7 protein-coding genes are annotated in these 8,965 nt (G+C 37.7%); 3 read left to right on the forward strand and 4 right to left on the reverse strand.

All coding sequences use genetic code 11. The features are described from left to right. Positions 1 to 72: 72 nt before the first annotated feature. The gene (locus DK861_RS11185) at positions 73 to 714 is read left to right on the forward strand and encodes a bifunctional 4-hydroxy-2-oxoglutarate aldolase/2-dehydro-3-deoxy-phosphogluconate aldolase (RefSeq protein ID WP_109400147.1); all 642 of its coding nucleotides are present in this window, start codon (positions 73 to 75) and stop codon (positions 712 to 714) included. A 66-nt stretch (positions 715 to 780) separates the two neighbouring features. Here DK861_RS11185 and aceK read toward each other — a convergent pair whose 3' ends face one another. From aceK to aceB, 3 genes are all read right to left on the reverse strand, one after another. Further along, the gene (gene aceK / locus DK861_RS11190) at positions 781 to 2,490 is read right to left on the reverse strand and encodes a bifunctional isocitrate dehydrogenase kinase/phosphatase (RefSeq protein ID WP_109400137.1); all 1,710 of its coding nucleotides are present in this window, start codon (positions 2,488 to 2,490) and stop codon (positions 781 to 783) included. Positions 2,491 to 2,566: 76 nt separating this feature from the next. Beyond that, positions 2,567 to 3,874, reverse strand: coding sequence for an isocitrate lyase (gene aceA, locus DK861_RS11195; RefSeq protein ID WP_072065199.1), 1,308 nt, complete (start codon positions 3,872 to 3,874; stop codon positions 2,567 to 2,569). A 69-nt stretch (positions 3,875 to 3,943) separates the two neighbouring features. Continuing rightward, on the reverse strand, positions 3,944 to 5,536 hold the full coding sequence (aceB, locus tag DK861_RS11200; protein ID WP_109400138.1) for a malate synthase A: 1,593 nt from the start codon (positions 5,534 to 5,536) through the stop codon (positions 3,944 to 3,946). A gap of 338 nt (positions 5,537 to 5,874) precedes the next feature. On the opposite strand from aceB, the gene metA reads away from it, so the two are divergent. After that, positions 5,875 to 6,804: a homoserine O-succinyltransferase gene (gene metA, locus DK861_RS11205; protein ID WP_109400148.1), complete on the forward strand. Its 930-nt coding sequence runs from the start codon at positions 5,875 to 5,877 to the stop codon at positions 6,802 to 6,804. Between the two features lie 56 nt (positions 6,805 to 6,860). On the opposite strand, the gene DK861_RS11210 is transcribed toward metA, so the two are convergent. Then, complete coding sequence (locus tag DK861_RS11210) at positions 6,861 to 7,964, reverse strand: glycerol dehydrogenase (protein WP_072065201.1); 1,104 nt, start codon at positions 7,962 to 7,964, stop codon at positions 6,861 to 6,863. A 320-nt stretch (positions 7,965 to 8,284) separates the two neighbouring features. Between DK861_RS11210 and idi the strand changes: the two genes are divergently transcribed. Beyond that, the gene (gene idi / locus DK861_RS11215) at positions 8,285 to 8,821 is read left to right on the forward strand and encodes an isopentenyl-diphosphate Delta-isomerase (RefSeq protein WP_109400139.1); all 537 of its coding nucleotides are present in this window, start codon (positions 8,285 to 8,287) and stop codon (positions 8,819 to 8,821) included. Positions 8,822 to 8,965: the final 144 nt, after the last annotated feature.

The raw sequence follows: 8,965 nt of genomic DNA on the forward strand, positions 1-8,965 counted from the left end.
CAAGTTTTAATGCCTAACGAGGAGCAGATTTAATTCATTTGCTCACCATTTTCTAATTAGGAAATACAAATGATGAATCATTGGAATACAAGTGCAGAGTCTGTACTAAAATCAGGGCCTGTTGTTCCTGTTATTGTTATCAACCATATTGATGATGCAGTCCCTGTTGCAAAAGCATTAGTCGCCGGTGGTGTAAAAGTTTTAGAAGTCACATTACGTACAGATTGCGCGATTGAAGCTATTCGACGTATTGCGAAAGAAGTCCCAGAAGCCATTGTGGGTGCAGGAACCGTGATTAATCCACAACAGTTAGCACAAGTTACTGAAGCAGGTGCTCAATTTGCTATTAGCCCTGGTTTAACTGAAGCGCTACTCAAAGCTGCAGTAGCTGGAACAATCCCTTTAATTCCGGGTATCTCAACAGTTTCTGAGCTAATGCTCGGTATGAGTTATGGCTTAAATGAATTTAAATTTTTCCCAGCAGAAGCGAATGGTGGGGTAAAGGCTTTAAAAGCAATTGCAGGACCATTCTCAACAATTCGCTTCTGCCCAACTGGTGGCATCTCGCCAGAAAACTATCGTAATTACCTTGCACTTGAGAGCGTGCTTTGTATTGGGGGTTCTTGGTTAGTGCCTAATGATGCGGTGAAAGCAGGTGATTTCCAGCGTATTACTGAATTAGCTAAAGAAGCCGTTGCAGGCACTCAACGCTGATTATCTCAATACAAAAATAGGTTTTATCCAATAAAGATAGGTATCCCCTTATACCTATCTTTATTTTTATTTTTTCCTAAATCTCTTAGTTTGAGCATAAGCGTAAACATCTTCAATATACCCTTCTTTAATTCTTCGCTGTTGTTGTTGCCAATATTCTGGTGATAAAAGATCACGATGTTGAGTTTCAAAATAGCGACAGACTTGTTTATCACTACATAAAAAATAGCGAAATTCTTCAGGGAATACATCATTGAGTGCAACGCTATACCAAGGCTCGCTCGCTAATTCATCTTCAGGGTAACGAGCAGGAGGGATCGCACGAAAATTCATATCTGTCATATAACTAATTTCATCATAGTCATAGAAAATCACACGATGATGTCGAGTCACACCAAAGTTTTTAAACAGCATATCACCGGGAAAAATATTCGCTGCAATAAGCTCTTTCAACGCTTGTCCATAATCTTCAACAACAGCCTTAAGTTGATTGTCATCGCACTGCTCCATATAGATATTGAGTGGTATCATCCTCCGTTCCATATAAAGATGGCGGATCAGTAGTTTATCACCTAGATCTTCCAATTTATTGGGGATCTCCTGTTCAAAGACAGCCATTAACTCAGGGCTAATTCTTTTCTTCTCGATTATAAAATTCTCAAACTCTTGGGTATCTGCCATTCGTCCAACACGATCGTGCTCTTTAACCAATTGATAGCATTCTTTTACACGCTCCGCCGTGATCGTTTTTTGTGGTGCAAACTTATCTTTGATCACTTTAAAAACACGATCATAAGTTGGTAATGTAAATACCAACATCACCATACCCTTTACACCAGGAGCTTCAATAAATTGCTCTGATGAAAAATTCATAAAGGCAAGGTATTCACGATAGTATTCTGTTTTACCGTGTTTTTGACACCCTATCGACATATAAAGCTCAGCAATAGATTTGCTCGGTAATATATCTCTTAACCATGCGACTAATGCCGCAGGAAATGGCGCATAAACCATAAAATAAGAACGGGCAAAACCAAAGACAATACTGGCTTCATCTGCGGTTATCAAACAAGTATCAATCAACAATTGTTGTTCAATATTATGAATAGGTAATAGGAACGGAATATATTGATTATCAATAACAATTTTACCTATCAGCCAAGCAGCTTTATTGCGATAAAAGAGTTCGTTTGCGATATGAAATACTGCGCTCTGTAATTGTTCCGAAGAGAACTGAGCGGTAAGTACATTACAAATAGAATGAATATCGCGTTGCTTATTTTGCCACGGCAATCGTAAAGGTAAGCGTGATAAAATATCTTGCAGTAATGCGGATAAATCACTTTGAATAACAAACTGCTTTGATAACGGTCGAGGCGCTTGTGTAAAGCGATAAGCTGGCTGTGATGAAAAAACAAAGAGGTTTTTTTTATTCAATTCACGATGGTAAAACAGACGACAATAAACAGAATTAAAAAAACTCTCTGCAATCTCAAATCGAGGGTAATTGGGCAATAATTGCGTATAGTTCTCTTTCACCTTTTGTAGAAAAAGACTATCTTTATCAATGTCATGTCGAATACATTTAAGTTGCTCTACCACTAATCCAACATGATTATCATATAAACGGATGCGCTTTTTCATCGCGATTTGCACACCATGCCAATCTGCTTGCTCAAAACGATATTGAGCTCCTGACGTTATCTCAAGGAAACGACCATATTGAGCATCAAAGCCTTGTAAAATTGTTTGAGCAATTAAATCTTCTGGCGTCATAGCAACCTCACGAAAAAGAGGAGCATCCTGCTCCTGAATTATCACCACAAAAACAGATAATAATATTTTTGGATCTTTAGAATTGCTGCTCTTCTGTTGAGCCTGTTAGTGCCGTCACCGAAGACATACCACCTTGAATAATCGTCGTGACTTTATCAAAATACCCTGTTCCTACTTCTTGTTGATGTGATGAGAAGGTATAGCCTTGATTAAGTGCAGCAAATTCTTTTTCTTGTACTTTTTCAACGTAATGCTTCATACCTTCACCTTTAGCGTAATCATGTGCTAAATCAAACATGTTAAACCACATGCTATGAATGCCCGCTAAAGTAATAAATTGGAATTTATATCCCATTGCTGAAAGCTCATCTTGGAAATGCGCAATCGTGCGATCATCAAGATTCTTTTTCCAGTTAAAAGAAGGAGAACAGTTATAAGCCAGCATTTTTCCAGGATATTTATCGTGAATAGCTTCAGCAAACTTAGCTGCCATTTTCAGATCAGGTAGCGATGTTTCACACCACACCAGATCGGCATAAGGCGCATAAGCAAGCCCTCGGCTAATGGCTTGATCAATACCAGCATGAGTACAGAAAAAACCTTCAGGTGTGCGTTCTCCAGTTAAGAACGAACTATCATAAGGATCGCAGTCTGAAGTTAAGAGATCGGCGGCATCGGCATCCGTTCTTGCAACAAGTAATGTAGGCACATCAGACACATCAGCGGCTAAACGAGCGGCAACCAGCTTTTGGACAGCTTCTTGGGTTGGAACTAATACTTTCCCCCCCATATGGCCGCATTTTTTTACTGCAGCTAACTGATCTTCAAAGTGAACACCTGCCGCTCCCGCTTCAATCATCGCCTTCATTAATTCAAAGGCATTTAATACGCCACCAAAGCCAGCTTCCGCATCAGCCACAATAGGAAGGAAAAAATCAATATAATCTTTATGTTGAGGACCAATGCCATTTGACCACTGAATTTGATCTGCCCGTCTAAAGGTATTATTAATACGTTGGACAACATTAGGAACAGAATCAACTGGATATAGCGACTGATCAGGGTACATGCTTGCAGCCGTGTTTGCATCAGCAGCGACTTGCCACCCTGAAAGATAAACAGCTTCTAATCCTGCTTTTGCTTGTTGCAATGCTTGCCCACCCGTTAAAGCACCCAATGCATTAACATAGCCTTTCTTCGATTTTCCATTTAATGATGACCAAAGCCTTTGAGCGCCACGTCGTGCTAAGGTATGTTCTGGGTTAACCGAACCTCTTAATTTAATAACATCTTCAGCGCTATAAGGACGGGTAATACCTTTCCAGCGAGGTTGTTCCCACTCTTTCTCTAATTGGGCGATTTGCTCTGATCTACTAATAGTCATAAAAACAGCTCCTATAAATACGGTAGTGATGATGTTTGCAGTTTATAAATACGTTGTGACGTATCTTTTTTAATTTAAAAGTTGGTAACCCGGTAAAGTCAGAAAATCGACTAATTCATCTTGGGTTGTGATCTTATCCATTAAAGAAGCCGCTTCTTTAAAACGCCCTTCTTCAAAACGAGTATCACCGACTTCTTGGCGTATCACCTCAAGCTCTTCTTTCAACATGTTACGAAAGAGATCTTTAGTCACAATTTGCCCATCAGACAGTGTTTTTTGATGGCGGATCCATTGCCAAATAGAAGTACGCGATATTTCTGCCGTTGCGGCATCTTCCATTAATCCATAGATAGGTACGCAACCATTACCCGAAATCCACGCTTCGATATATTGCACGGCAACACGAATATTAGCTCTCATGCCCTTTTCTGTACGTTCACCTGTACAAGGTGCTAATAACATTTCTGCCGTTATTTTTTCATTACGTTGCACATCGAGCTGATTAGAGCGAGCCCCCAATACCGCATCAAAAGCAGATAATACCGTTTCAGCAAGGCCTGGATGAGCAATCCAAGTGCCATCATGGCCATTTGTTGCTTCAAGTTCTTTATCATCAAATACTTTTTTCAAAATAATGCCGTTTTGCTCAGGATCTCGACTTGGAATAAACGCCGACATTCCGCCCATAGCAAAAGCACCTCGCTTATGGCAAGTCTGGATCAGTAAACGCGAGTAAGCACTTAAGAAAGGTTGAGTCATCGTGATCCCCTGTCTATCAGGTAAGACACGATCAGGATAATTTTTTAATGTCTTGATATAGCTAAAAATATAATCCCAACGGCCACAGTTAAGTCCAACGATATGCTCTTTCATATGAAAGAGAATTTCTTCCATTTGGAAAACAGCGGGTAAAGTTTCAATTAATACCGTGGCTTTAATGGTTCCTGTTGCTAAACCAAAGCGCTTTTCAGTGAAATGAAAAACATCGCTCCACCATTTAGCCTCTTGCCATGTTTGCAATTTAGGAATGTAAAAATAAGGGCCACTCCCTTTTTCTAATAGGGCTTTGTGGTTATGGTAAAAATACAAAGCAAAATCAAATAATCCCCCTGCAATAGGCTCCCCTTTCCATAGCACATGCTTCTCGGGCAGGTGGAGTCCTCTTACTCTGGCAATCAATACTGCCGGCGACGCTTTAAGTTGATAACATTTACCTTGTTCATTGGTATAAGAAATAGTGCCTTTAACGGCATCACGCAGATTAATTTGACCATCAATCACTTTGTCCCATGTAGGTGCTAAGGAATCTTCAAAGTCCGCCATAAAGACTTTTACATTGGCATTTAATGCATTGATAACCATTTTGCGATCAACGGGCCCTGTTATTTCAACACGACGGTCTTGAAGATCTTTAGGTATGGGATTAACTTTCCATTCTGAGTTTATAATGGAATCTAATTCCGAAATAAAATTAGGAAGTTCACCATTATCAACTCTATTTTTCCAGTTATCTCTTTCAGCTAATAAAGCATGGCGCCTATCTGAAAAATGATTTAATAAGTCAGCCAAAAATAACTTAACATCATGATTTAATATCTCTTTTTCCTGTTTACCAAAAGATTGCGTAAAATTTAATTCTTCTTTAGTTAACGATTGTGACATTCTGCATTCCCCTAAAAGCGTTTACACACCTGATTAAGATTAATGCAGTTTTTACAAAAATCAAAAATGAATTCCATTTTTATTTAAATAATTTTTAACAATGTGATTACATCGTTGTTTTTTTATTGTACAAAAATCAGAATTACAAAATAATTCGAGAACTCTGGAAGAGATCGATAATAGACAGAAAAAAGGAATGTTAATGTTTGATAATTTTGGCTATATAGCTTTTTCTTATATGAATATTCTTCATATACAACATGAAGACCTCGACATTCAAAAGGTTATTAGCTAAATTTGGGCTTCTAGATGTCTAGATGTTTTTAGAGGTTATTAAAATGCCAATTAGAGTACCCGATGAGCTACCCGCAGTCAGTTGTTTACAAAAAGAGAATGTCTTTGTTATGACATCCAGTAGAGCGAGTATTCAAGATATTCGCCCTTTAAAAGTGCTTATCCTTAATTTAATGCCAAAGAAAATAGAAACAGAAAATCAATTTCTGCGATTACTTTCTAATAGCCCTCTTCAAATTGATATTCAATTATTACGTATTGACTCTCGTATACCTAAAAATACCCCAGTAGAGCATCTCGATACTTTCTACTGCGATTTTGACCAAATTAAAGAACAAAATTTCGATGGACTTATCGTCACTGGCGCACCATTAGGGCTAGTCGAATTTAAGGATGTGGCTTATTGGAATGAAATAAAAGAAGTAATTACATGGGCTAAAGAGCATGTCACTTCTACACTCTTTATTTGCTGGGCGGCTCAAGCTGGATTGAATATCTTATACGGCCTGCCTAAATACACGCTAGAACAAAAAATTTCAGGCGTATATAATCATAACACTTGCTCACCATTTTCACTGTTAACTCGCGGATTTGATGAGACTTTTTTTGCGCCACATTCTCGTTATGCTGGTTTTCCTATCGACCTTATTCAAAATAATACTGATTTAGAGATCCTCGCGACTTCAGAAGAAGCTGGCGCTTATTTGTTTGCATCAAAAGATAAAAGAGTTGTCTTTGCAACTGGGCACCCAGAATACGATCCCAATACACTAGCAGATGAATATCATCGTGATGTTAAAGCAGGGCTAGATCCTCAATTACCAGAAAATTATTTTCCTAATAATGATCCAAGCAAAAAACCTATCGCTTCTTGGCGTAGTCATGGGCATTTATTGTTTGCAAATTGGTTGAATTACTATGTTTATCAGATAACACCATTCGATCTTGCCCACATGAATCCAACCTTGGATTAAAGAAAAACCCCAAAATAAATTTGGGGTTTTAAGATAATCATTTGCCAAGCTAAGAATTATTTATAGCGATGAGCTAATGCGTTAGCCGCGATCATTGCGTTATAAACATCGTCTTCAGTAACTTTCATTGGCATATTGCCCATGGTATCACCTTCAGCACAGGCAATTTTCGCCACAGTACGCCATTCGCTTTCAATAAATTCTTTCATACCCATATCTTCAAGTGTCAGTGGTAATTCTGCCGCTTTAATAATACGGATCACTTCATCAATTTCTTCTTGTGGTGCATTTTCTAACACTAATTGAGTTAATAAACCGAATACTACTTTTTCACCATGTTGAACACGGTGTAAAGACTCAACCGCTGACATACCATTATTTACTGCATGAGCAGCGGCTAAGCCACCGGCTTCAGCACCAACACCACTCAGGTAGATTGTTGCTTCAATAGTTTGCTCTAATGCAGGAGTGGTAATTTTATGGCGAATAGCGTCCATTGCTTTATCAATGTTTTCACTTAACATTTCAAAGCAAAGCTGTGCTAAGCCAAGACCTGTACGTGATGGACGTTGATTGACCAAATTTAAGCCGTCTGCTTGATAGCAAGCACGAGCTTCAAAGTAAGTCGCTAGGGCATCACCAACACCTGCTGAGAAAAAGCGTTGCGGGGCAGATGCAATAATAGCGGTATCTGCAATAACAACGTCCGGGTTTTGTGGCAAGAATAAATATTTATCAAACTCACCATTTTCTTTGTATAACACAGACAATGCAGTACAAGGCGCGTCAGTTGAAGCGATAGTTGGGAATAAAATAACAGGAATGTGCTGATAATAAGCAACGGCTTTAGACACATCTAAGGTCTTACCACCCCCAATACCAATAATCACGTTCGCTTTATTTTCAACCGCAATTTTACCGAGGCGATTAACTTCTGCCTCAGTGCATTCGTAATTAAATTTTTCAACCAGTGAAACAATGTTATTTTCTTTTAGAGAAGGAATGGCTTCTTTAGTTACTTTTTCTAAAAAAAACTCATCACTAATAATAAATGCGTTATCACCAAAATCTTTTACATATTTACCGACAGAAGACAGTAATTGGCTACCAATAAAGAATTTTTTTGGTGAGGTTACAGAGCGAGGTAATATAGATGACATAACTAAATTCCTTTATTTTAGATTTTGCTACACACAATAGCAGAATTAGTATTTCATCTTACCTCTCATCATAATATGAATCTAGTAAACTCTCTAATAATCATTATCTAAATCATTTTCGTTAATTATTTTTAATTTATATAAAACAAACAGTTATTTTACATTTTTTTAAAAAATAGATTATCTACATATTTATCACGATAATAAAGGCATCATCACAGTGATGCCATAAAAAGAACAACACATTGAATCGTTATTTGATATACAGTCATGCTATATTCACGATATAACAATATATTATTTTATTAAGGTGATTTCTTGTGGAAGACGCTGTTATTCTCGTAGATAAAAATGATAATGAGCTGGGAACGATGCCAAAGCTTGAAGCTCATATTGTAGGCGCCTTACATCGAGCCTTCTCAATATTTATTTTTAATTCAAAAAAGCAATTACTTATTCAACAACGTGCAATATCCAAATACCATTCTGGTGGTTTATGGGCAAATACATGTTGTAGTCACCCTCTTCCAAACGAATTACTTTCAGATGCTATTCATCGTCGTTTAAATGAAGAATTAGGCATGAAATGTGATATGCAATCTATTGGAACTATTCTGTATAACGAAAAAGTAACTGATAATCTTATAGAACATGAATTCGATCATCTATTTCTTGGGTTTAGTAACGAATTACCCCAGAGTAATCCAGATGAAGTGATGAATTACCGCTGGATCTCCCTCGATTCTCTTTATCAAGATATTGAAGAGAATGCACAAAATTACAGTGTTTGGTTTCGTTATATATTAAATCGAATGGGAATTGAGCAATTTTCTCGTTGGAGCCAAGGTATTATTTAGCAATTATCTTATTAACAACTTAAATATAGAATAGATGGCTCATTTTTTGAGATTTAAAAACTCTAAACGCAAAAAAGCCAACCCATTGGGTTGGCTTTCTCGTCTTATTTAATGCCTGGCAGTTCCCTACTCTCACATGGGGAG

Source organism: Proteus sp. TJ1640, assembly GCF_003144445.1.
Lineage (GTDB): Bacteria > Pseudomonadota > Gammaproteobacteria > Enterobacterales > Enterobacteriaceae > Proteus > Proteus penneri.